Here is a 21,285-nt window from a genome sequence, read left to right as displayed (position 1 = left end):
GGAAAATTGAGTCAGGAAATACAGCTTTATGAAACATATCAAGCAACGAAACGAGGGTTATCAGAGCAAGAAGAAGCAATGATTGCAACAGAAAGAAAAGTCCATGAGCTAGCGGAAGCAACTTACAAAGATCTCCGATTGATTTTGCGCTCTTTATCTGAACCACAAGAGGCCTTTGACTATGGACGTATCATGATTTCTCGTTTAGAAGAGGATCTGTCGACGGAATTGCGCCATCAACGAAAGAAAATCCAGCTTGACCTAGAAGATAACGAACAGGTCTATCGTAAGAAACTGGCACAATTGGATTAAAAAGAATGGAGGTTTTGAGATGTTTGAAATGATTGAAACGATTGATCAATGGTGGGAGAAATATCAGAAAGATATGGAGAAATGCTTAACTCGTTCACTTGGAATCGCGCTGAAAAGTGAGAAGGGATTGAAAATAAGAACGACAAATCAATCTGGGAAGAATGAGACAAATAGAGCAAAACGCACGATTTCTTCAGCAGGTACAGGATTGAAGGAGACCCTCAAAGGGCAATTTGGCAACAAAGTGTCGCTAGTTTTAGACGAACAAGAAAAAGCCTTAGACAAAGGTTAGTCAAAGAAACACAAAAAACTTATTCTTACATAAATTGATTAAAGGATTCTGTCAGAATTGATCAACTGAATAATCTATAAAAGCCGAAAATAGGTTGGACTATTTTCGGTTTTTTTGGATTAGTTGCTTAGATGAATTCATTGATTCGTTTTTTTTACACTACCAAGAAATGAAATTTAATATATTTTATATTTGTGTTGAAAAATTATTTCATACGAAGTATAATCAATTTATAAATGAATGCGGATACATGGTGAGGGGGAGAGTACATGTTTGGTTTTTCTGTATTTATGAATCAAGAGTTGTCCGAAGAAACGAAAACGTATATCCATGAAATGGCAGAGAAGGGATTTATTGGCATCTTTACATCCATGCATATTCCAGAAGATGATCCATCAGCTTATAAAAGGCGTTTGACGGAACTTGGCCAAGAAGCAAAAGCAACCGGATTAGAGTTGATGGTAGATATATCGGGTAAGGCATTAGAGTTGGCAGGGTTCTCCTTAGAAAATCTTGAGCCATTAAAAGAGATTGGTGTGACAGGGCTGCGGATGGATTATCACCTGTCGAACCAACAGATTGCGAAGTGGTCTCATCAATTGAAAATCAGTTTGAATGCAAGCACGATCACTGAACAAGATGTGCAAGAATTAAAAGAAGCAGGTGCTGATTTTACTCAGATGGAAGCTTGGCACAATTATTATCCGCGCCCAGAAACAGGGTTAGACAAATCGTGGTACCAAAGAAAAAATCAATGGTTAGCAGAACAAGGATTTACGATTCAAGGATTTGTACCAGGAGATGAAGTGTTGAGAGGCCCTTTATACAAAGGACTTCCAACATTGGAAGAACATCGCTATCAACATCCTTTGGCAGCAGCGCTAGACTTAGCTTCATGTGAAACCGATCTGATCTATATTGGTGACGGTGGGCTATCGCTGACCACCCAGGAACAATTTTTGTATTATAAAGAAACAGGCGGTATCTTATTACATGTGACATTGTTGGACCCAACATTTGGTCCAATCATTTTAGGTACACATACGAATCGACAAGATGAAGCTAAAGCTGTGGTACGTAGTGCAGATGCACGATTTAGAGAAATCCCTCCTATTCCTGCTCGATTAACAGATGAACGGAAAATAGGTACGGTCACGTTAGATAATGAAGCGTATCTTCGCTATATGGGTGAAATCCAACTAATGAAAGAAGATTTACCAGCAGATGAAAAAGTCAATTGTGTGGCACGAGTGATCTCGGCTGATTTGCCATTGATCCAACAAATCCATGCAGGAATGATTTATAAATTTAAATGTAAAGAAGGAATTGAGAAATGACGATCGATTTAGATAAATTAACAACGGAACGTAGAAATCAAAAGACATTTGGTTTGGATGAGATGAGTGTTTCTGAAGCCGCTCGCTTGATGAACCAAGAAGATCATGAAGTGGCGGCAGCTGTCGCAAAAGAACTACCGAGTATTGAACCAGTGATTGAAGCAGCGATTGTTTCTTTCAAAAAAAATGGACGCTTGATCTACATGGGCGCTGGCACAAGTGGACGTTTGGGCGTATTGGATGCAGCGGAGTGTGTTCCTACATTTGGTGTAGAGCCTGAAATGGTCGTTGGTTTGATTGCAGGTGGTGAAGCGGCTATGACTGTCGCAGTTGAAGGTGCAGAGGATTCACTTGAGTTAGGGAAAGAAGATTTGATCCAGTTGAACTTGACGGAAAATGATTTGGTCGTAGGTATCGCGGCTAGCGGTCGCACGCCTTATGTGATTGGTGGCTTAGACTATGCTCGTTCAATCGGCGCAAAGACGGCAACGATTTCTTGTAACAAAGAAGCTGAGATCAGTCAACATGCGGATTTTCCTATTGAGGTGGATGCCGGACCAGAATTTTTAACAGGTTCGACACGTTTAAAATCTGGAACTGCACAGAAATTGATTTTAAATATGATTTCTACAATCAGTATGATCGGTATCGGAAAAGTATTCAATAATCTAATGGTCGATGTCAAGCCAACAAATGACAAATTAGTCGAACGTTCAAAGCGAATCATCATGGAAGCAACCGAAGTGGATTATGAAACAGCAGAAAAATACTTTTATGAAGCGGAACAAAATGTTAAACTAGCCATCGTTATGTTATTGACGAATAGTAACAAAGAGACAGCGAAAAGGAAACTAGCTGAGGCAGACGGCTTTGTAAAACGAACGTTGTAAGGGGGAAAAGGAAATGGCAAAAAATGAATTGACTTTGACAGAACTGGCAAAACAAATTTATGCTGGAGCTGGTGGCATGGGCAACGTAGACAGCGTTGTCCATTGTATGACACGGGTTCGGATGAAAGTCATTGATGAATCGTTGGTCGACGTAGCGAAATTGAAAGCGATACCGGGCGTGTTAGGAGTAGTCGAAGATGAACAGTTACAAGTCATCATCGGACCAGGGAAAGTAAACAAAGTCGCACAAGAAATGGTTGACCAAGCAGGAGTCAAACTAGGTGAAAAAATCCCTGGAAACCCTAATGTTACAACTGGTTTATCAGGGAAAGACAAGGTCAACGAACGTGCCCAAGAGATGAAGAACGTACAAAAATCAAAACAAAAACCGTCAAAAATCAAATCAATTTTAAAAGATATCTCGAATATATTTGTCCCAATGATTCCAGCTTTTGTTGGTACAGGGATCGTTGCAGGGATCGCCGCAGTATTGACAAACCTTGTGACAGCCGGAACCATCGATGGTGCATCATGGCAACAGTACATCGACATCATGAACATTCTTAAAAATGGGATGTTTAGTTATCTTGTCATCTATACTGGGATCAATGCCGCTCAAGTATTTGGCGCAACGCCAACACTTGGTGGAGTAATCGGTGCAGTTGTCATGTTGACGGGGATGAATCCAGAAGCTCCTTTGACGAACCTGTTTACTGGAACGCCACTTGCTGCCGGACAAGGTGGGATCATCGGAGTGATTTTTGCGGTCTGGTTGCTTTCCATCGTTGAAAAGAAATTACACAAAATCGTTCCTGATGCAGTAGACATCATTGTGACACCAACACTTTCATTGATTGCCATCGGGCTGATCGAGATTTTCTTGATCATGCCATTAGCTGGTTTTATCTCAGATGGTATGGTAGGAGGGATCAATTGGGTACTTAGTGTGGGTGGCGCCTTCTCAGGATTTGTATTAGGTACATTATTCTTACCGATGGTCATGTTTGGTTTGCATCAAATATTGACTCCGATCCATGTGCAAATGATCGATGAAACAGGACGTACATTATTATTGCCTATTTTAGCAATGGCAGGAGCTGGACAAGTTGGTGCTGCGCTTGCTTTATGGGTACGTTGTAAGAAAGACAAAGAATTGACTGAAATGATCAAAGGTGCGTTACCTGTAGGGATTTTAGGGATTGGTGAACCATTGATCTATGGTGTAACATTGCCTTTAGGTCGTCCATTCATTACTGCTTGTATTGGAGGCGGTATCGGTGGTGCGGTGATCGGCTTGATCGGGAATATTGGTGCCATTGCTATTGGTCCTTCTGGCGCAGCGTTGATTCCTTTGATTTCAGATGGCAAATGGTTTGGCTACGTCCTTGGATTATTAGCTGCTTATGCGGGCGGATTCTTAGCTACTTTCTTTTTCGGGATTCCTAAAGAACAATTAGCGAAAGAAGAATTAGCAGAAGAAGCACCTGTTTATACAGCATCAAGTACTGACTCAACAAATCAAACACAAGCCGTTCAATTATGTGCAGTAGCAGATGGTACAGTGCAATCAATCGAACAAGCGAGTGATCCTGTATTTGCTCAAAAGATGATGGGAGAAGGGTATTTTGTTGAACCAACGAATGGTCATATCTATGCGCCAACTTCTGGGATCATCAGCTCTATTTTCCCAACGAAACATGCCATCGGATTAACAACAGCTGATGGGTTAGAGCTATTAATCCACATGGGAGTCAATACTGTGGAACTAGGTGGGACGCCATTTGATATAAAAGTGAGTGAAGGACAAGCTGTCACAAAAGATACGATGATAGCGGACGTGGATCTAGCTGCGATCAAAGAGGCAGGAAAAGAAACCGCTATGATGGTTCTTCTGACAAATATGGAGCATGTCTTAACGTTTGTTTTGACACATACAGGTGAAGTAAGAGCAAAAACACCAGTGATGGATGTTGAAAGTGTAAAATAATAAAAAGCGCAAAATCAAAGGATTTTGCGCTTTTTATTAAGCTCTATATCGTTGAACTAAAGCATGGTAGATTCTTTCAACATCTGTTGGCGTACCACGTAATTCATAATCTTCTACCATAGGGAAGCCGAATTGTTCAGCATATTGTTTCGCTGTCAAACAATATTGATAGTTAAAGTTTTTATTTCCGCTACCGACAACACCAAGACAAAGCGCATGATTTTCTTGATATTCCAAGTATTCTCGCATGGTTTCTGTCAAAATCTCTTGGTCACCACTATCAATGCCATTGCCTCCTTCTAGATAGGTTGGCACAAACACAAAGAAAGGTTTGGTTTCTTTTTCAAAGTCGCTATTTTCATGGATCTCTTTTAGGTGGACTAAGGGAAGTGAAGCATCTTTTTCATGTTGTTCCGTAGCAAAAGCTGCTAATTTTTTGACGAATCCTCGGGTATTACCAGAAATTGAGATATATAAGATATTCATGATATCGTCCTCCAATCATTCTTATCCAGTATAGCATTTTTTTGTTTTTTAGGTAGAGAAGAAGAGGAAGAGAAGCGGTCGCTTTCCTTGTATAATTAGAAAAAAATAGTTACAATTAAATTTCAATTAGAATTTTTTAGAAAAAAATAAATGAAACGAAGTTTTGCTATACTTTGCATAAAAGCGGTTTATTTTGGAGGATGCGTACATGGACACAGAGCAACAGAAAAAAGGTATTGGATTGATCCCACTAGCGGCCTTAGTGATTGGGTCAGCGATTGGAGGTGGCGTTTTCGGTATTATGACCGACATCTCAGGATCGGCTGGTGGCCCAGCATTGTTCAGCTGGGTATTAGTTGGGACGTCCATGATGATGCTCTCTTTGTCAATCAATAATATCAATAAGAAACGTCCAGAATTAGAAGGTGGTATTTTTAGTTATGCCGAAGCTGGCTTTGGTCGATTTTCGGGATTCATCAGTGGGTGGGGCTATTGGCTGACCTGCTGGTTAGGAAACGTGGCATTTGCTACGCTATTGATGAGTGCGTTGGGCTATTTCTTTCCAGTATTCGATGGGGGTCAAAATGTCGCCTCGGTCATCGTCAGTACTATATTTTTATGGGGATATGCTTGGCTCGTCAATCGAGGAGTCGAAAATGCCAGTTACGTCAATGCAATCGTGACAATTTGTAAATTAGTTCCGCTATTTTTATTTATTATTGTTGCTATCAGCACGTTCTCATTGCAACAATTCATCAATAATTTTTCAAGTGATATCATCTTGAATGCCAATGGACAGCCGATTCCTTTCTCAAGTCAAATCCTAAGTTGTATCATGGTGATGCTTTGGGTATTTGTTGGAATTGAAGGTGCATCTGTGGTTGGTTCACGAGCGAAGAAAAAATCAGATGTCGGAAAAGCCACGATCTTAGGGATTTTTGGATTGATCGTGATCTATGTTTTAGTTTCGATGTTGCCTTACGGTACGATGACGATGGAAGAACTCCAAACAATCCAAACGCAACCAGCAATGGGCTATGTGTTTGAGATGATGGTTGGTAAATGGGGAGCTGTCGTGATCAATGGTGGACTGATCATTTCCTTGGTCGGTGTATGGTTATCTTGGACGATTTTACCCATTGAAACGATGCGCAATATGGCGGATGATGGCTTATTGCCAGCGCGTTGGGGGAAAGTCAATAAAAAGGGCGCACCGACATATGCGATCGTATTAACGACTTTATGTACAAATGTCTTTTTGCTTTCGCTACTGTTTACAGATAGCGCCTATAACTTTGCTTATACTTTAGGAACTGCAGCGATCTTCTTTACGTGGTTGTTCTTAGGATTGTATCAAATGAAACTATCTTATCAAAGAAAAGAATGGGTCCAATTCTTGGTTGGCTCATTAGCAAGTGCTTTTCAAATTTGGGCAATGCTATTTGTTGCTTTCAATGAAGTGATGCTCGTTCTTGTATTATTTTTACCAGGTATCTTATTTTATCTCAAAGCAAGAAAAGAAAAACAGCAAGCTGTTCCACAGACAAAACTTGATTATTTATTGCTTTCGTTAGTCTCGATTTTTGGAGTAGTGGCATTGGCATTATTTGCAACTGGGGTATTGCACTTATAAAACTCACAAAAGTTGAAAACCATTCTTTTGTATCACTCAAAAGCATCTAAGAGATCGACCTGATTCAGGTCATTTCTTAGGTGTTTTTTCATGTTGCCTGTTCGCCGTTTCTTCGATGAAAACGATACGTGACTTTCTCACAACGTTTTTCCACGATTGTTCGTTTCATTTCAGTGAAGAGGAATGATTGCATAGTCACATTTTGACACCTTGAGGGAGTTACTGTTTTAATGATGATCCAAACAAACAATTTTGTAAGTGAAAAGGTTGAGAGAAAGATGGTCGAAATAGGTGGCGATTGGCTATACTTATTCCTTGAGGCATAAAAAATGGAGGGAATATATGAGAGTAAAAGGGTTGACGAGCTATCAATTGAAATGGATAGCAATTGTTTTTATGGTCGTTGATCATATCAACAGTTATTTCGGGATGCAATTAGGGTTGCCAAGTTGGGTCTCGTGGTTGGGACGTTTTGTTGCGCCATTATTTGTATTTTTATTAGTTGAAGGTTTCAAGTATACGCATAGTAAATATCAGTATGCGAAGCGATTAGGAATAGCTGCATTCGTAGTAGCGATTGGAAATATCATCTATCAGTTATTAACAGGAAATTACATCAGTGAATATGATCATCAGCCAGACTATTATTTATTTTTAGGTCCACATAATATCTTTTTGACATTATTCTTGCTGTTTTGCTTGATGTGGCTTCTTTCTACAATAAAAGGAAAAACACTTTGGAGAAAAGGAATGCTCGTGGCAGTGGCACTTTTATTGGTCATGATCACGATTGCTTTTTCAGAAGGTGGTCTGTATTTAGTTCCAATGTTGTTGCTGATGTATTTCTTCCGCGAGAAAAAAGAACGAGGAAAATTGGTTCTAGGTATTTTTGTTTATACGCTGATTTTATTTTGTCTAGCCATTTTATCCTACACACAAATGCCTGATTATCAATCAGTGTATCAATTTTTAACGTTTGATAATGAATTTATGATGGTCACCGTCATCCCATTTATCATTCTTTATAATGGAAAACTAGGTGGAACCGGACACGCATTCGACAAATACTTTTTTTACTTGTTTTATCCGTTACATCTATGGATCATTTATTTGATTTTATCTTTTATTCATTAAGAAACAACTGACTAGCTAGTTTCAACAAATGAGGCGAGGTCTGGATAGAAGTGTTCAGCCTCAAGAAATAAGGCACCATCCACAAAAATTGTTCTTCAAATTCTTGTGGATGGCGTCTTGTTTTTTCGAAGAGGTTACTTCTGATCCTGTTGTTTATTCGGTTTTAGGGGAGAGAGGACTAATGTTCCAGACACGTCTTATTTGTTTTTATGAGTTGTTTCAAACATTACAATTTTGATCCCTTAGTTAGAGGTAAAGAAATGTTATGTAGTTCAAGAAAATTACCAGTATAAATAAGACTTCAAGTCATTTGTTGTTATGAAATTGACAGAATTTTTAAAATATAATATTTTTTTTGTAAGAATTCTCTATATTTTCAATCAATTTTATTTTATAATGAAAAAATATCATGTAATTTTTAGGAGGAAAACAGATGGAAAATTATCTTAGCCTGTTAGGCGTACTGATTGTTATTCTTGGTTTTGCTTTCAAGTTAGATTCGATCTTGATCGTTATGGTTGCGTTAGTCGTGACCGCATTTACTGGTGGATTAGGACTTGAAGGTATGCTGGAAACTTTAGGTACAAGTTTTGTAAATAACCGAGGAATGGCAATTTTTATTATTATTATGTTAGCAACTGGTACGTTAGAACGCAATGGTCTGAAGGAGTCTGCTGCAACGTTGATCAAACGTTTCAAGAAGGTATCCGCTGGAATGATCATCGATATTTATGGTGTTTTCCGAATGATCTTTGCAGCTTTCAATGTCAGCTTTGGTGGGGTGGCCGGTTTTGTCCGTCCAATCATCATGCCAATGGCGTTAGGTACCGTTGAATCAAAAGGATTAACTGTCAATCCGGAACATGAAGAGGAATTAAAAGGAATGTCTTCAGCGATGGAAAATATTTGTTGGTTCTTTGGTCAAGTACTATTTATCGGTGGGGCAGGTGCTTTATTAGTACAATCCACATTGAAAGACTTAGGCTACGAGGTAACTCTTGGTCAGTTGGCATTGGTACAGATACCAGTTGCCATCACTGCTCTAGTCGTTGCGAGTGTCTATTTTTATTTAAAAGAAAAGAAATTAGCGAAGAAATACTATTCAGGAAAGGAGAAATAAGATGGACTTTTTTACAAATTCTGAAGTATTACTCAGTGAAAAATTATTAGAAATCTTATATATCTTGATGGGGCTAGTCTTGATCTACACGGGTCTTCGTAATGCCTTTGATAAAAGCAACCCGCATCGCTTTGGATCAGCCTTTTTCTGGACAGTTTTAGGAGTCGTGATTGCTGCTGGGCGTTGGATATCTCCAACTTACAACGGAATCTTGATTTTCGCGATGACGATCCCAGCAATCACAAAAAGAGTGAGTAAAGGTGCAAGTCGTTTGCCATCAAAAGAATACATGGAAAAAATGTCAGATAAATTAGGGATGAAAATCTTTATTCCGGCATTGAGTATTGGGATCTTTGCCATTTTATTCGCACTATTCACTGATTTAGGTGCTTTAGTCGGTGTCGGTGTTGGGGTATTTGTCGCGATGTTGATCTTGATGTTCTTTTCAAGAGATAATCGCCCGACGACTTTCTTGGATGATGCTTCAGACATGTTAGGGACAGTTGGACCTTTAAGTATGTTACCGATGCTCTTAGCTTCACTGGGTGCGGTCTTCACGAGCGCAGGTGTTGGTACAGTGATTTCTAGTGCAGTTGGTACGATCGTTCCAGAAGGTAATGTCAATATTGGTATCATCATCTATGCGTTAGGAATGGTTCTATTTACAGTGATCATGGGGAATGCTTTTGCGGCAATCACCGTCATGACAGTCGGAATCGGTGCGCCTTTTGTCTTTAGTCAAGGGGCTAATCCAGCATTGATCGGTATGGTCGCGTTGACATGCGGTTTCTGTGGAACGTTGTTGACACCGATGGCTGCTAACTTTAACGTAGTACCAGTGGCGATGTTAGAAATGAAAGATAAATACGGCGTGATCAAGAATCAACTATTCGTTGCTGTATTCATGCTGGTTTTCCAAATCGTCTATATGATTTTATTTAAATAGTATCTTGAGCGAAAAAGAATCAATGATTTCCATAAAACATGGAGAAGATTGATTCTTTTTCTGAACAGCTAAGCATTTCATTATTGACTGTTTTTTGTTAAAATAGATAGACACTGAGTCCTTTTAATAGGAATGACTCATTGAAAGTGCTAAATACACGAGTGAGAAACAATCAATTGTTAACGTTTAGATAAATCTTTGAAGGATGAATTGAACGCATCATTTTATAGAATAATGGAGGAATGAAAAATGAAAGTACTCGTAACTGGTTTTGATCCATTTGGTGGAGATAAAGTAAATCCTGCCTATGAAGCAGTCAAAAAAATGCCGTCTGAGATTGCCGGTGCAGAAATCATCAAATTAGAAGTTCCCACTGTTTTTGGTAAAAGTGGTCAAGTCGTAAAAGAAGCAATCCAAGAACATCAACCTGAAATCGTGATTTGTGTTGGTCAAGCAGGTGGACGTTCAGCGATTTCTTTTGAACGTGTAGCAATCAATCTAGCTGAAGCACGTATTGCAGATAATGAAGGTAACCAGCCATTTGATACGCCGTTAGAAGCAGACGGCCCAGCTGCTTACTTTACTTCATTACCAATCAAAGCAATGACAAAAAATGTCCAAGAACATGGATTACCAGCCTATATTTCTTATACAGCTGGTACGTTTGTTTGCAACGACATCATGTATCGATTGTTACACTTGATCGAAACAGAGTTCCCAACGATTCGTGGAGGCTTTATCCATGTGCCATTCTCACCAGATCAAGTCATCGATCGCCCTGTAGGGACACCGGCAATGTCACTTGATGATATTGCGGCTTCATTGACTTATGCGGTAGAAGCAGCAGTCAACAACAAAGAAGATATTTCAGGTAACGCAGGAACAACTCACTGATAGATAGCTGAAGCGAAGCAAGTGGTAGATGAGGTCTAGGACATTCGTCATCTTATGCCCCTATAAACAGATAAATGGTTGACCGCCAACAGCAAGTGCAAGACACTGCTGTCACAACCTCAGCTTCACGTATGAAAAAAGCGAAAAGCCGAAAATAGCTCACATTATTTTCGGCTTTTTTGTTGCTCTTTGAACGAATTTATTTTTACTCTCTTAATTTAGAAAGGCAGGTGAAAGGGATGAATGAAAGTTGGCAAGCGATTTTTGACGAATGGTTCCCAAAAGAAATCAAGCAACACTACCCAATAAAAATCTCCAAACAATATACAAGTAGCCAACGATGGGAAATCTATGAACGATTGACGAAACAACAACGAATTGTCATGGATCAACATCGTCGTTATTTGATCCACTCGCGATTTTTGGAAGAAAACTATTTAGCAGCAACGGATTGGATTTTTTCTGACTTTAAGATCAATCCATTTTATCGCACATCACGTAGACAACAAAAACTTTATTGTGAATGTGGCCGTGAACTGAAAGTCCAATATATCGTTCGTTCCCCTAAAACGGGTAAGGAATTAAAACTAGGGATCAATCATTTTGCAGAACACTTGCACGTTAGTCCAACAGTTGCAGCGTCGATCAATCAAGGAATGACTAAAGTGGATCTAGCGCTGGATGAGATCCTCTGGCTGAAACAACAAAATATTGCCTTTCCTGAACGACTCTGGCAAGAATATTGTCTAATGTTGTATCATAATCGCCGGCTGAAACAACCGATTTTACCAGATAAAAAGCGAACTACACGAATCGCCGAATTTCGTCATGCTCAGTTACCGATTTATCTGGCAGACTATCAAGCAATGGAAAAGTACATCCAACAAGTGAGCTATCAGGCAAAAGAAAAGCCGAAAAAAATCCTTGAGAAAAAATCATTGTTTGAGGATTTTTCAGAAGATTTGACTAAAGATGTTGAAGCGTTCTTGACTAACTATCAACTATTTCTCCAAAAAGATTGGTCGTCTGTTTCAATAGCTGAGACAAGCCAACCATCTGTCGCTTTTTTTGAAGAGTTTATCGCGAATCTGCGAGAAGGATCGAAGAATGAAGCTGTAGACGTCGATCGATTAGCAAAAGAACAACGTTTTATGCAACCGCAAATTTATCATTTAGTCTGGCAACACTATCAGCGTTATGGATTTACAACTGGTTTTTTCGATAGTATCCCTCGGGTGATGAGAAATGGGTTTCTAAAGATTTTACGCAAAGAACGCGAAGAAAAACGGCGAACTACAACAAAAACTGTTACAGAAACTGAATGGCAAGAACTTGCAAAGAAAATCAAAAAGCAATCAGTCGCCTCTTTGATACAAGAATATGAACAAGCAGACTATGTATTTACTTCAGAACAACAGCTTGCATTAAAAAAGTTCCAAGAATTGGAATCAGTGATACAAACGATGGATGAAGACATTAGAATGTTGCTCAAGGATTTGATTTAGTTGACGCGAACCGCTGAGAGAATCTTGATATGACGATACCTAGAAATAAGCGAGAAAAGTCCCATCCTATTCTGGGTGACTTTCTCGCTTTAGTAAGATGTTTGAAAAACAAACCGATTTCTAGTACAAGTTTATTTATTGTTTTCCATTAAGAAACATGATGCGAAAAATATTCTGCTTCCATGCGTTGCATGCGCGCTCTTTCTTTTTTGTTGTACCAAGGAGAGACAGTAAAGGCTAATAAGTCATTGATCAAGTAAACTGAGCTATTGATAAACATCGCTAAACTAGCAGAGCCATGGGTATAGGAAACATACCATAAGACCATTTGTGCAAGACCAGAAGCAAGCCACCAATAATACTGATTGTTGTAGCGAAGGAAGCTAATGATCCCGGCAGAAAGACTGATCGAAAAAGCAATGGCATCGATCCAAGGACGAGGGTCGTCTGTATACGTACCAATCAAATAACCTGAAATCAAGTAAACGAAAACAGTCCCGGTTAATGCAATCAACCAACTTTTTCCACTAAATTCTCGAATTTTAGAAGCCATATTATGATTCCATTCTTTACTTAATAAAACTGGGATATCCAATGTGACCATATAAGCAATTTGTTCGCCGATACTTAAATAGTTTTTGGCAGAAAAGCCAACGACGATAAAACAAATAGCAGACAGAATTCCTAGAATACCGTTGACTGATTTAGCGGCATTGATTGATAAAATGCACAACACCCCTAGATTTGTCCCGATAAAGGTAATGATCGACAACCAAGTGATTGGCTGATTCACAAGTGTCATGACTTGGCAACCTAGGCTAAAATAGAATAGATAATAATTTTGTTGAGGCCAGCCTTTCAATTGATGAATCAAAAATCTGAAATAATTACTCATAATAAAAAACTCCTTAAAACACAATATATAGTGTCTGTTTATTTTAGAGACACAAATTATTGTATTCCTTTTAAAATTTATTTCTAGTCTTTCATTTTAAAAAAATATATGTTATTATTCGATTTGATTGTTTTCTGAGAAATATTAATTTTCCAAACGATGAAAAGTAGGAGGCCATTTGATGTGGTCTCTCTTTTTTTGTGCAGCGGGAGAAAAATCTTTGCTATGTCTAAAACTATTGATAAGATAAAGGAAACAATAAGATTGGAAGTGTGAGAATGAATTTAACAACCGTTCACCATGTTGCGATCATTGTGTCGGATTATCAAAAGTCACGTGCATTTTATGTTGATTTGCTAGGTTTTGAAGTTATTCGTGAAAATTATCGAGAAGACCGTGGCGATTATAAGTTAGATTTAAAACTAGGAGATATGGAGCTTGAGATTTTCGGTATCAAAGATGCACCTAAAAGACCGAGCTATCCAGAAGCTTGTGGTTTGAGGCACTTAGCATTCAAAGTGGAACATATCGAAGAAACAGTCGCGGAACTACAAGGATTGGGGATTGAAACTGAACCAGTCCGTATCGATACCTTTACAGGCGAAAAAATGACTTTCTTTTTTGATCCGGACGGATTGCCGTTGGAGTTACACGAATAAAGGTAACAAATTTGTCACTTTTTCTTCCGTTCATTCGATTTTTTTCTTTCCTATTTCTTGTTATTCTAGAAAAAAACAAGGAGAGAATGGAATGAAAAAAATAATCATTGCAGCATCGATTGCTATCATTGTTAGCTTAGCGGCTTCGTTAGGACTATTGGATGCAAACTTTTCTTTTGATGACATCAGTGACCAAGAATATCAAATCTCATTGCAAAAGGCAGTGTCTATTTTGCGAGATGAGTACCATGAAGAGAAAGTCAGTCGTATCCAGTTCAACCAATTAGACGAAGAACAAAGTAATAAAAAGATGTATGAATATATTTTTTATACGCCCAATCGAGTGATCACAGTGAATCCAATCTCAGGAAAGACGATGGTTGTTGATGAAAGCCGCAACGAACCAGGGCAATTCTTTCACTTGAAAACGATCCATCAAGTGAAACATCCACAGGCAGCAATGAAAGAAGCAGTCCATAAAGTCGGAAAACATCACGGGAAAGCAAAAAGTTGGGAAATCACGACAAAAAGTGGTCAATTGTATTATTGTGTAGCCGTCGATGGAACGAATCATTTAGAAGATGTATTGATCAGTGCTTAAAAGAGAAGTGGTTTCACTTCTCTTTTTTTCTAGATAAGAGTAATCTAAAAGTGTAAAACAAAGAAGGGATTGAGGGAATCATGCAAAAAATGGTTTGTCCAAACTGTGGGAAAAAATTCACTTATGAAGAAGTAAATCATATCGTTGAACACGTAAAAAAAGAGATGCCGATCGTTTGCCCCTACTGTCGTTTTGAAGCAAAAACAATCGTTTCGAATGGTTATTTCGTGACACAAAAAATTGAAGATTATTTGAATTAGCTGTTTTGCTCTGAGATTTCATTATGGTAAAATGAAAAAAAGGAGTGTCAGAAATGATTCGTAATGCAAAAAAAGAAGATGCGGCAGCTATTGCTCCGCTTATTTTAGTTATATTGAAAGATATGGACCTACCGTTTCTTTTAAAGTACGGTGAAGAAAAAACATTAGAAGTCTTGGAAGAAGCCATTACAGACCCAGACTATCGTTACAGCTATACAAGAGGGATCGTTGATGAGCGAGAGGGTAAGGTAGCAGGGATCGTTTACGGTTATACAGACGAAGAAGAATCAATCATCGACCAGCCGTTAGAAAAAATCTTACAAAAGCATGGCATTTACGAGCAAGTAAAAATGTTTACGGATAGAGAAACATTCCCTGATGAATGGTATTTAGATTCTATCTGTGTTTCAGAAGAATTTAGAGGACAAGGAATCGGTTCCTCTTTGTTAGAAGCATTGCCACCAATCGTCAAAAAACAAAACCGCGATGTCATTGGACTAAGTTGCGATAAGCAAAATCCGCAAGCTAGGAAATTGTACGAGCGCCATGGGTTCAAAGTAATCGGGGAACGAACGATCAGTGGACATCTGTATGATCATATGCAAAAGAAAATTACCGAGTGATATTATTTTATTCAATTGATCATTAACCGATTAATAAAAAAAGCATGCCTAAAAAGGCGTGTTTTTTTTTACCTAAAAAGTGAGGACAATCACATAAAATAAAGAATAGCGATAATAGAGCATGAGAATCATACGTTATGTTTAATGATAAACCTATGAAATTGATGTAATTTTCCGGAATATTTTCAGAAAATAATTTCTTTTATCACTTTTTAGGACTATAATAGCAAATGTTTTTATGTTATGAAATTTCATATATTGACGAAAAGAGATGAAAAAATGTTTAAAAATAAAGTTGTGAATCTTTCCCTAATGTCTGTTTTGCTTCTCCATTTATTTTTTCCAATCCAAGTAATTGCCGAAACATATCTCCCACAAGATCCAGGCAGTGTCTATGATGATTTGACCGGTGATTATGGGGTGTTAGGGATTTCTTCTCAGTTCCATGTGTTCGCAAAAGAAAAAACGACCATCAATGCGCATACAGAGGGCAATGTAGCAACGAGTGTCTTATCAGCAACGAATAACTTCGGTACATCAATCAGTACAGGCGATTTAAATAAAGAGATCAATTATGCACAATCTGTTGAGACGATCATTAGCTCAGCAGAAACTGCGGCTTTTGATAAACGATCGAATAAATTTATTGTCGGATCAAACAATGTGATCACGACGGAAAATGATAAAATAGTTGTCAATGGAACAAGGTTGGATCACTTATCAGTGGATGAGTTCTATCAAGATCGAGAAGATGCTCAATACATTGATTTTAACAAAGAGTTTGAAAATTTAATGCTGACATCAAATATGTTGATGTCGTTAGATCCATTAAAAACTTATACACCAGATGATTTCCCCGATATGAATAATCGTGTGATTGACTGTACAGATCTGGTTGGGGATCAGCCCTATGTCATCAATGTTGCTGCTTCTGTTCTGGCACAGAATACCCCCTTACGAATCAACAATCCTGAGGGAAAAGTGCTTATAATGAATGTTGTAGATGCACCGACTAGTTTTTCTGTACAATCCCAAATTCAATATAATAATCGTTCCAATCATCAAACAGAAGATTTTTCTGATGCCAATATTTCTTGGAATTTTGGTAATCTAACAGAAAAACTAGAAATCAATGCGCCTTTCCAAGGAACGATTATTGCACCTTGTGCGGATATTACAGTCAATCAAAGTCAAGATGGAACGATCATAGGAAAAAATGTGATCTTGAATGCCACAACAAATCGTTGGGACCCAAATGAAATTTTTGCTGTACCAAATACGCATGATGACACAACAGATACAACAAGTAGCAGTACAGAGTCAAGCACGAGTGAAAGCAGTACAGAGTCAAACACGAGTGAAAGCAGTACAGAGTCAAGCACGAGTGAAAGCAGTACAGAGTCAAGCACGAGTGAAAGCAGTACAGAGTCAAGCACGAGTGAAAGCAGTACAGAGTCAAGCACAAGCGAAAGTAGTACAGAGCCAAGCACGAGTGAAAGCAGTACAGAGTCAAGCACGAGTGAAAGCAGTACAGAGTCAAGCACGAGTGAAAGCAGTACAGAGCCAAGCACGAGTGAAAGCAGTACAGAGTCAAGCACGAGTGAAAGCAGTACAGAGTCAAGCACAAGCGAAAGTAGTACAGAGCCAAGCACGAGTGAAAGCAGTACAGAGTCAAGCACGAGTGAAAGCAGTACAGAGTCAAGCACGAGTGAAAGCAGTACAGAGCCAAGCACAAGCGAAAGTAGTACAGAACCAAGCACAAGTGAAAGTAGTACAGAACCAAGCACAACTGAGAGCAGTACCTATCCAGGTAAAAATGGAAAGCAATCAGATACAAGTACCACAACTAATACCACAACAAGTAGTTCTAGCAGTGTTTCATCAACAAACAACTCTGACAAGCCTGTGATCAGTGAAGATGGGACAGTTGAAAACGATGGAACAGGTACGATGCAGATGAACGATAGACGTGAAAATAAAGTAGCGCTAGCCGTTGAATCAAACACCAATAATGATGATCCTTCGACCAAGAATGAACAATCACAAAATCAACAGCTTTTCCCTAAAACAAATGGAGAAAGAAATAATTTGTGGATCATGGTAGGTGCAGTGCTTATCTATGTAGTGACACTTCTTTTCTATAGAAGAAAACAGGTATAAAAGAAAAAACGAAGCTGTGACATTAATTGTCTTATCCCCTTAAACTTGAATAAACGGTGTTCCAGAAGTAACTCCTTTAGAAATAAGCCAGAAAACTCCAAAAATTTGAAAGACAATTTTCGGAGTTTTCTGGCTTATTTCTCGGAGCTGGACACTTCTGTCACAACCTTGTTTTTAGTTGACATCAAAGCGATAAGAAAGAGGTGTTTCTTTGTCTTTGTTTTTTCGATAGAGCCAATAATCAAGGACAGCAGCAATACAGATACAGATAGGCGCATTTTCTTCACAAGGGATATCAAGAACATAATAATCACCGGTAAAGAGGGTTGCTTTGTCCATCTCCATGATTAGTTCATTGAAATGCTGGATCTGATAGCGGTGGTTATAGATATCTCCTTGAACGGTCCAATGCAATCGGCGAATATAATAAAAATCTCCTGGCCAATTGAAAATCTTTTGCATCGTACCGACTTTTTCGAAATCTTTGTAAAGTTCAAAGCGTGTGCCAAATGTCAGACTGATTTGTTTGATATGTGCGACTAGATCACCATTCATGGCATAAAGAGACAAGGCATCTCCTTTCGTTCCCCAGCGGCCGACCATCAAAAAAAGTGATTTACCTTTTTCGTCTTTGACGATCGTCCGAGTCGCACGACTCAGCTGTTTTTCCTGAATGAAAAATTCTGACATATTTGTTCCCCTCTTTCTTCAAACAACTATAGGTTTTCGTTGATTGCGCGTAAGATGGCTTTGCCAACACCTGATTCAAGATTTGTGTCTGTTAAGTATTTAGCGTAATCTTTGACTTCAATCTCTGCATTTCCCATGGCGAAACTAACGCCGGCGGTTTGCAACATACTGACATCATTGAAGTTATCACCGATCGTCATGACTTCATCTAAAGTAATCCCTCGTTCATGAGCGACATGAGCAACTGCGATTCCTTTTTGAGCATTTTTATGGTTGACTTCAAGATTGTTTTGACCAGAAGAGGTCACTGCCAGTTCGCCTAAATTACTGATTTCTTTCCCTACAGGGCCTAAAATACGTGGGCCTTCAGTATGGAAACAGATGATTTTTAGGACTTCAAGTTTATCATCAAGTAGTAATTCGCGAATGCTATCAACATAAGTGATGTGTAAGAGTTCAAGATTAGCTGAAGCCATGGCGATCGCCATTTTGTAAGTCAAATGGGGCATATGGGTCGCAATGGAAGAAGCAAAGCTTTCGATTCTTTTTGGTTGGCTTTCCGAATACAATCCTTGGTTTGTCGCTACCTCGTAATAAATACCATTTGCATCTAAAATATCCATGACTGTCATGGCTTGGGGACTTGGAATTGGCACTGTAAAAAGCGACTTACCGGATCTGTCAAAAACTTGCGCGCCATTCAAAGTGATCATCGCACAATCGATTCCTGCTTCATCTAAGGCTGCTCGTGCTTCTTGTGCGTTACGTCCAGTAGCGACCATAAATTCAATACCCAGCTCATTTGCCATGCGGATTGCTTCAGTATTTTCTGTTGAGATACTCATATGTGCATCGAGTAAAGTGCCGTCCATATCAGAGGCAATTAATTTGATCATGTGATTACCGTTCCTTTCCTTTTCTCCCTCCTAGTTTAACATACTAATGCGAGATAAGATGGAAGATTTTGACTTGTTAACAAATAATTTGTGAGTTATTCTGGAAAATAGGAGGTGGGAAATTTGAAGAAAATCATCCACAATAGTTGGCAAGAAGTATTAGCTGATGAATTTGAAAAAGATTACTATCAGCAGTTGAGAATATTTTTAAAAAATGAGTACGCAACTCAAAAAATCCATCCGGATATGTATCATGTTTATGAAGCGTTAGAGCTGACTCCCTATGAAGAAGTCAAAGTCGTGATTCTAGGACAAGACCCTTATCATGGAGCAAATCAAGCGCATGGGCTTTCTTTTTCAGTACAACCAGGAGTAAAAACACCACCGTCTCTGGTCAATATCTACAAGGAATTGAAGAATGACTTAGGGATCGAACCAGTTCATCATGGGAATTTAGTGACTTGGGCCAAACAAGGTGTTCTGCTTTTGAATACTGTACTAACTGTCAGAGAAGGGCAAGCTTATTCTCATCGCGGAAAAGGCTGGGAACAATTGACGGATGCGATCATTGAGAAGCTGAATGAACGAGACAAACCGATCGTGTTTATTCTTTGGGGCAAACCTGCACAAGAAAAAATGAAAATGATCGATAAAAGTCGACACATTATAATAACAGCTCCACATCCAAGCCCATTATCGGCACATCGTGGCTTCTTTGGCTCAAAACCATTTTCAAAAACGAATGATGCTTTGCTTGCTCTGGGTGAAACACCGATTGATTGGCAACTGCCTAAAACAGTGTAATGATACAGCGCTTTCCTGTTATAGTGCAGTTTTGCCAAATTATGTGAAAAACTTAATTATTATCCATAATCTGACTGATACAGAAATTTAAAACTGTTCTTTTTTTTGATAATAGTGTATCATGGTAGTTAATAAAAATAACTGGGGGTCATCTTGTGGAATTGTTTGATAGTTTAAGATTTAAAATTGTACGTCGCGGCATCAAAATCGTGTTTCCAGAAGCAACGGATGCAAGAATTTTAGGAGCAGCAGCACGTTTAAAAGCAGAAGAATTAGTTGAACCGATTTTGATCGGTAGCAAAGAAGAAATTGAAGCAGCAGCGAATGCACGTGGTATCCAAACATCTAACTTCACGATCATCAATCCAAATGATTATGAAAAATGGGATGAAATGGTCGAAGCTTTTGTTGAACGCCGTAATGGAAAAGCAACAAAAGAACAAGCAGAAAAAATCTTAAAAGATGTCAATTACTTTGGAACAATGCTTACATATATGGGCATTGCTGATGGTATGGTTTCTGGAGCGATCCATTCAACCGGAGATACAGTACGTCCAGCACTACAAATCATCAAAACAAAACCAGGTGTAAGTCGTACAAGTGGTGCTATGATCATGGTTCGCGGTAGAGATCAAGAAAAATATGTCTTTTCTGACTGTGCGATCAACGTGAATCCAAACGCACAAGAATTAGCTGAAATTGCTGTGGAATCAGCAAAAACAGCTGAACTATTCGATATCGATCCAAAAATCGCATTGATGAGCTTTTCGACAAAAGGTTCTGCAGCAGCTCCTGAAGTAGACAAAGTAGTTGAAGCAACAAGAATCGCGAAAGAATTAGCGCCTCAATATACGATCGATGGCGAATTACAATTTGATGCTTCTTATGTTCCAGCAGTCGCACAATTGAAAGCCCCTGATTCTAAAGTGGCAGGTCAAGCAACAGTCTTTGTTTTCCCTGAATTACAATCAGGAAACATTGGCTACAAGATCGCTCAACGTTTTGGTAACTTTGAAGCAATCGGACCAATCTTACAAGGATTGAACAAACCAGTAAGTGACCTTTCTCGTGGTGCTAATGAAGAAGATGTCTACAAATTAGCGATCATTACAGGTGCACAAACATTATTAGATTAATCGAACAGTAGATCTAAAAAGAAAA

Annotated in this window: 22 protein-coding genes; 18 read left to right on the top strand and 4 right to left on the bottom strand. The window is 38.7% G+C overall.

Annotated elements, in window-relative coordinates; genetic code table 11:
• The first annotated feature begins 6 nt into the window (after positions 1-6).
• The 5 genes from IGK77_RS11500 to IGK77_RS11480 all read left to right on the top strand — a co-directional run bounded on the left by IGK77_RS11500 (position 7) and on the right by IGK77_RS11480 (position 4,818).
• Positions 7-312, top strand: a complete 306-nt coding sequence (locus tag IGK77_RS11500) for a hypothetical protein (protein WP_074799920.1) — start codon at positions 7-9, stop codon at positions 310-312.
• 19 nt (positions 313-331) lie between these two features.
• On the top strand, positions 332-604 hold the full coding sequence (locus IGK77_RS11495) for a hypothetical protein (protein ID WP_074799922.1): 273 nt from the start codon (positions 332-334) through the stop codon (positions 602-604).
• Between the two features lie 269 nt (positions 605-873).
• A complete protein-coding gene (locus IGK77_RS11490; protein ID WP_074799924.1) occupies positions 874-1,941 on the top strand; it encodes a DUF871 domain-containing protein in 1,068 nt (355 codons plus the stop codon).
• Positions 1,938-2,831, top strand: coding sequence for an N-acetylmuramic acid 6-phosphate etherase (gene murQ, locus IGK77_RS11485; protein ID WP_071867800.1), 894 nt, complete (start codon positions 1,938-1,940; stop codon positions 2,829-2,831). The genes IGK77_RS11490 and murQ overlap by 4 nt, the downstream gene beginning before the upstream one ends.
• Before the next feature lie 13 nt (positions 2,832-2,844).
• On the top strand, positions 2,845-4,818 hold the full coding sequence (locus IGK77_RS11480; RefSeq protein ID WP_438713197.1) for a glucose PTS transporter subunit IIA: 1,974 nt from the start codon (positions 2,845-2,847) through the stop codon (positions 4,816-4,818).
• Positions 4,819-4,854: 36 nt separating this feature from the next.
• On the opposite strand, the gene nrdI is transcribed toward IGK77_RS11480, so the two are convergent.
• Positions 4,855-5,304, bottom strand: coding sequence for a class Ib ribonucleoside-diphosphate reductase assembly flavoprotein NrdI (gene nrdI, locus IGK77_RS11475; protein ID WP_071867798.1), 450 nt, complete (start codon positions 5,302-5,304; stop codon positions 4,855-4,857).
• Positions 5,305-5,512: 208 nt separating this feature from the next.
• Here nrdI and IGK77_RS11470 point away from each other — a divergent pair, with 208 nt between their 5' ends.
• The 6 genes from IGK77_RS11470 to IGK77_RS11445 all read left to right on the top strand — a co-directional run bounded on the left by IGK77_RS11470 (position 5,513) and on the right by IGK77_RS11445 (position 12,536).
• A complete protein-coding gene (locus IGK77_RS11470; protein ID WP_023520116.1) occupies positions 5,513-6,937 on the top strand; it encodes a basic amino acid/polyamine antiporter in 1,425 nt (474 codons plus the stop codon).
• Between the two features lie 342 nt (positions 6,938-7,279).
• Positions 7,280-8,071, top strand: coding sequence for a TraX family protein (locus tag IGK77_RS11465; RefSeq protein ID WP_195514282.1), 792 nt, complete (start codon positions 7,280-7,282; stop codon positions 8,069-8,071).
• 433 nt (positions 8,072-8,504) lie between these two features.
• A complete protein-coding gene (locus tag IGK77_RS11460; RefSeq protein WP_023520114.1) occupies positions 8,505-9,191 on the top strand; it encodes a DUF969 domain-containing protein in 687 nt (228 codons plus the stop codon).
• 1 nt (position 9,192) lies between these two features.
• A complete protein-coding gene (locus IGK77_RS11455; protein WP_071867796.1) occupies positions 9,193-10,137 on the top strand; it encodes a DUF979 domain-containing protein in 945 nt (314 codons plus the stop codon).
• A gap of 249 nt (positions 10,138-10,386) precedes the next feature.
• Positions 10,387-11,031 (top strand): pyroglutamyl-peptidase I, encoded by a 645-nt coding sequence (gene pcp, locus IGK77_RS11450; protein ID WP_065096414.1) that lies wholly within the window; start codon positions 10,387-10,389, stop codon positions 11,029-11,031.
• A gap of 239 nt (positions 11,032-11,270) precedes the next feature.
• Entirely contained in the window at positions 11,271-12,536 is a 1,266-nt protein-coding gene (locus IGK77_RS11445; protein ID WP_074799932.1) for a hypothetical protein, read from the top strand.
• A 148-nt stretch (positions 12,537-12,684) separates the two neighbouring features.
• Here IGK77_RS11445 and pnuC read toward each other — a convergent pair whose 3' ends face one another.
• Positions 12,685-13,431: a nicotinamide riboside transporter PnuC gene (gene pnuC / locus IGK77_RS11440; RefSeq protein ID WP_010734751.1), complete on the bottom strand. Its 747-nt coding sequence runs from the start codon at positions 13,429-13,431 to the stop codon at positions 12,685-12,687.
• A gap of 278 nt (positions 13,432-13,709) precedes the next feature.
• Here pnuC and gloA2 point away from each other — a divergent pair, with 278 nt between their 5' ends.
• From gloA2 to IGK77_RS11415, 5 genes are all read left to right on the top strand, one after another.
• Positions 13,710-14,090, top strand: a complete 381-nt coding sequence (gene gloA2, locus IGK77_RS11435; RefSeq protein ID WP_010734753.1) for an SMU1112c/YaeR family gloxylase I-like metalloprotein — start codon at positions 13,710-13,712, stop codon at positions 14,088-14,090.
• A gap of 91 nt (positions 14,091-14,181) precedes the next feature.
• On the top strand, positions 14,182-14,691 hold the full coding sequence (locus tag IGK77_RS11430) for a hypothetical protein (RefSeq protein WP_430603973.1): 510 nt from the start codon (positions 14,182-14,184) through the stop codon (positions 14,689-14,691).
• 80 nt (positions 14,692-14,771) lie between these two features.
• The gene (locus tag IGK77_RS11425) at positions 14,772-14,951 is read left to right on the top strand and encodes a hypothetical protein (protein ID WP_010734755.1); all 180 of its coding nucleotides are present in this window, start codon (positions 14,772-14,774) and stop codon (positions 14,949-14,951) included.
• Between the two features lie 53 nt (positions 14,952-15,004).
• The gene (locus tag IGK77_RS11420) at positions 15,005-15,574 is read left to right on the top strand and encodes a GNAT family N-acetyltransferase (protein WP_074799937.1); all 570 of its coding nucleotides are present in this window, start codon (positions 15,005-15,007) and stop codon (positions 15,572-15,574) included.
• A 279-nt stretch (positions 15,575-15,853) separates the two neighbouring features.
• Positions 15,854-17,734, top strand: a complete 1,881-nt coding sequence (locus tag IGK77_RS11415; protein ID WP_438713195.1) for a hypothetical protein — start codon at positions 15,854-15,856, stop codon at positions 17,732-17,734.
• Between the two features lie 174 nt (positions 17,735-17,908).
• Here IGK77_RS11415 and IGK77_RS11410 read toward each other — a convergent pair whose 3' ends face one another.
• Together IGK77_RS11410 and IGK77_RS11405 are read right to left on the bottom strand one after the other, a co-directional pair.
• Positions 17,909-18,424 carry an LURP-one-related/scramblase family protein gene (locus IGK77_RS11410; protein ID WP_071867790.1) on the bottom strand — a complete coding sequence of 172 codons (516 nt, stop codon included), beginning with the start codon at positions 18,422-18,424 and terminating at the stop codon, positions 17,909-17,911.
• A gap of 26 nt (positions 18,425-18,450) precedes the next feature.
• Positions 18,451-19,320 (bottom strand): Cof-type HAD-IIB family hydrolase, encoded by an 870-nt coding sequence (locus IGK77_RS11405; protein WP_023520110.1) that lies wholly within the window; start codon positions 19,318-19,320, stop codon positions 18,451-18,453.
• A gap of 123 nt (positions 19,321-19,443) precedes the next feature.
• Between IGK77_RS11405 and IGK77_RS11400 the strand changes: the two genes are divergently transcribed.
• Both IGK77_RS11400 and pta read left to right on the top strand, forming a co-directional pair.
• On the top strand, positions 19,444-20,124 hold the full coding sequence (locus IGK77_RS11400) for a uracil-DNA glycosylase (protein WP_074800200.1): 681 nt from the start codon (positions 19,444-19,446) through the stop codon (positions 20,122-20,124).
• A 155-nt stretch (positions 20,125-20,279) separates the two neighbouring features.
• Positions 20,280-21,260 (top strand): phosphate acetyltransferase, encoded by a 981-nt coding sequence (gene pta / locus IGK77_RS11395; RefSeq protein WP_010734762.1) that lies wholly within the window; start codon positions 20,280-20,282, stop codon positions 21,258-21,260.
• Positions 21,261-21,285 lie beyond the last annotated feature (25 nt).

Source organism: Enterococcus sp. DIV0806c, from assembly GCF_051710905.1.
Taxonomy (GTDB): Bacteria; Bacillota; Bacilli; order Lactobacillales; family Enterococcaceae; genus Enterococcus_B; species Enterococcus_B mundtii.
This window is presented reverse-complemented; position numbering and strand designations above follow the sequence as displayed.

Excerpts from the sequence above, each read along its gene's own strand:
- IGK77_RS11490 (WP_074799924.1), top strand. The coding sequence starts at position 874 with ATGTTTGGTTTTTCTGTATTTATGAATCAAGAGTTGTCCGAAGAAACG.
- pnuC (WP_010734751.1), bottom strand. The coding sequence starts at position 13,431 with ATGAGTAATTATTTCAGATTTTTGATTCATCAATTGAAAGGCTGGCCT.
- nrdI (WP_071867798.1), bottom strand. The coding sequence starts at position 5,304 with ATGAATATCTTATATATCTCAATTTCTGGTAATACCCGAGGATTCGTC.
- pcp (WP_065096414.1), top strand. The coding sequence starts at position 10,387 with ATGAAAGTACTCGTAACTGGTTTTGATCCATTTGGTGGAGATAAAGTA.
- IGK77_RS11465 (WP_195514282.1), top strand. The coding sequence starts at position 7,280 with ATGAGAGTAAAAGGGTTGACGAGCTATCAATTGAAATGGATAGCAATT.
- murQ (WP_071867800.1), top strand. The coding sequence starts at position 1,938 with ATGACGATCGATTTAGATAAATTAACAACGGAACGTAGAAATCAAAAG.
- IGK77_RS11495 (WP_074799922.1), top strand. The coding sequence starts at position 332 with ATGTTTGAAATGATTGAAACGATTGATCAATGGTGGGAGAAATATCAG.
- IGK77_RS11415 (WP_438713195.1), top strand. The coding sequence starts at position 15,854 with ATGTTTAAAAATAAAGTTGTGAATCTTTCCCTAATGTCTGTTTTGCTT.
- IGK77_RS11460 (WP_023520114.1), top strand. The coding sequence starts at position 8,505 with ATGGAAAATTATCTTAGCCTGTTAGGCGTACTGATTGTTATTCTTGGT.
- IGK77_RS11420 (WP_074799937.1), top strand. The coding sequence starts at position 15,005 with ATGATTCGTAATGCAAAAAAAGAAGATGCGGCAGCTATTGCTCCGCTT.
- IGK77_RS11445 (WP_074799932.1), top strand. The coding sequence starts at position 11,271 with ATGAATGAAAGTTGGCAAGCGATTTTTGACGAATGGTTCCCAAAAGAA.
- IGK77_RS11480 (WP_438713197.1), top strand. The coding sequence starts at position 2,845 with ATGGCAAAAAATGAATTGACTTTGACAGAACTGGCAAAACAAATTTAT.
- IGK77_RS11405 (WP_023520110.1), bottom strand. The coding sequence starts at position 19,320 with ATGATCAAATTAATTGCCTCTGATATGGACGGCACTTTACTCGATGCA.
- IGK77_RS11425 (WP_010734755.1), top strand. The coding sequence starts at position 14,772 with ATGCAAAAAATGGTTTGTCCAAACTGTGGGAAAAAATTCACTTATGAA.
- gloA2 (WP_010734753.1), top strand. The coding sequence starts at position 13,710 with ATGAATTTAACAACCGTTCACCATGTTGCGATCATTGTGTCGGATTAT.
- IGK77_RS11455 (WP_071867796.1), top strand. The coding sequence starts at position 9,193 with ATGGACTTTTTTACAAATTCTGAAGTATTACTCAGTGAAAAATTATTA.
- IGK77_RS11470 (WP_023520116.1), top strand. The coding sequence starts at position 5,513 with ATGGACACAGAGCAACAGAAAAAAGGTATTGGATTGATCCCACTAGCG.
- IGK77_RS11410 (WP_071867790.1), bottom strand. The coding sequence starts at position 18,424 with ATGTCAGAATTTTTCATTCAGGAAAAACAGCTGAGTCGTGCGACTCGG.
- IGK77_RS11430 (WP_430603973.1), top strand. The coding sequence starts at position 14,182 with ATGAAAAAAATAATCATTGCAGCATCGATTGCTATCATTGTTAGCTTA.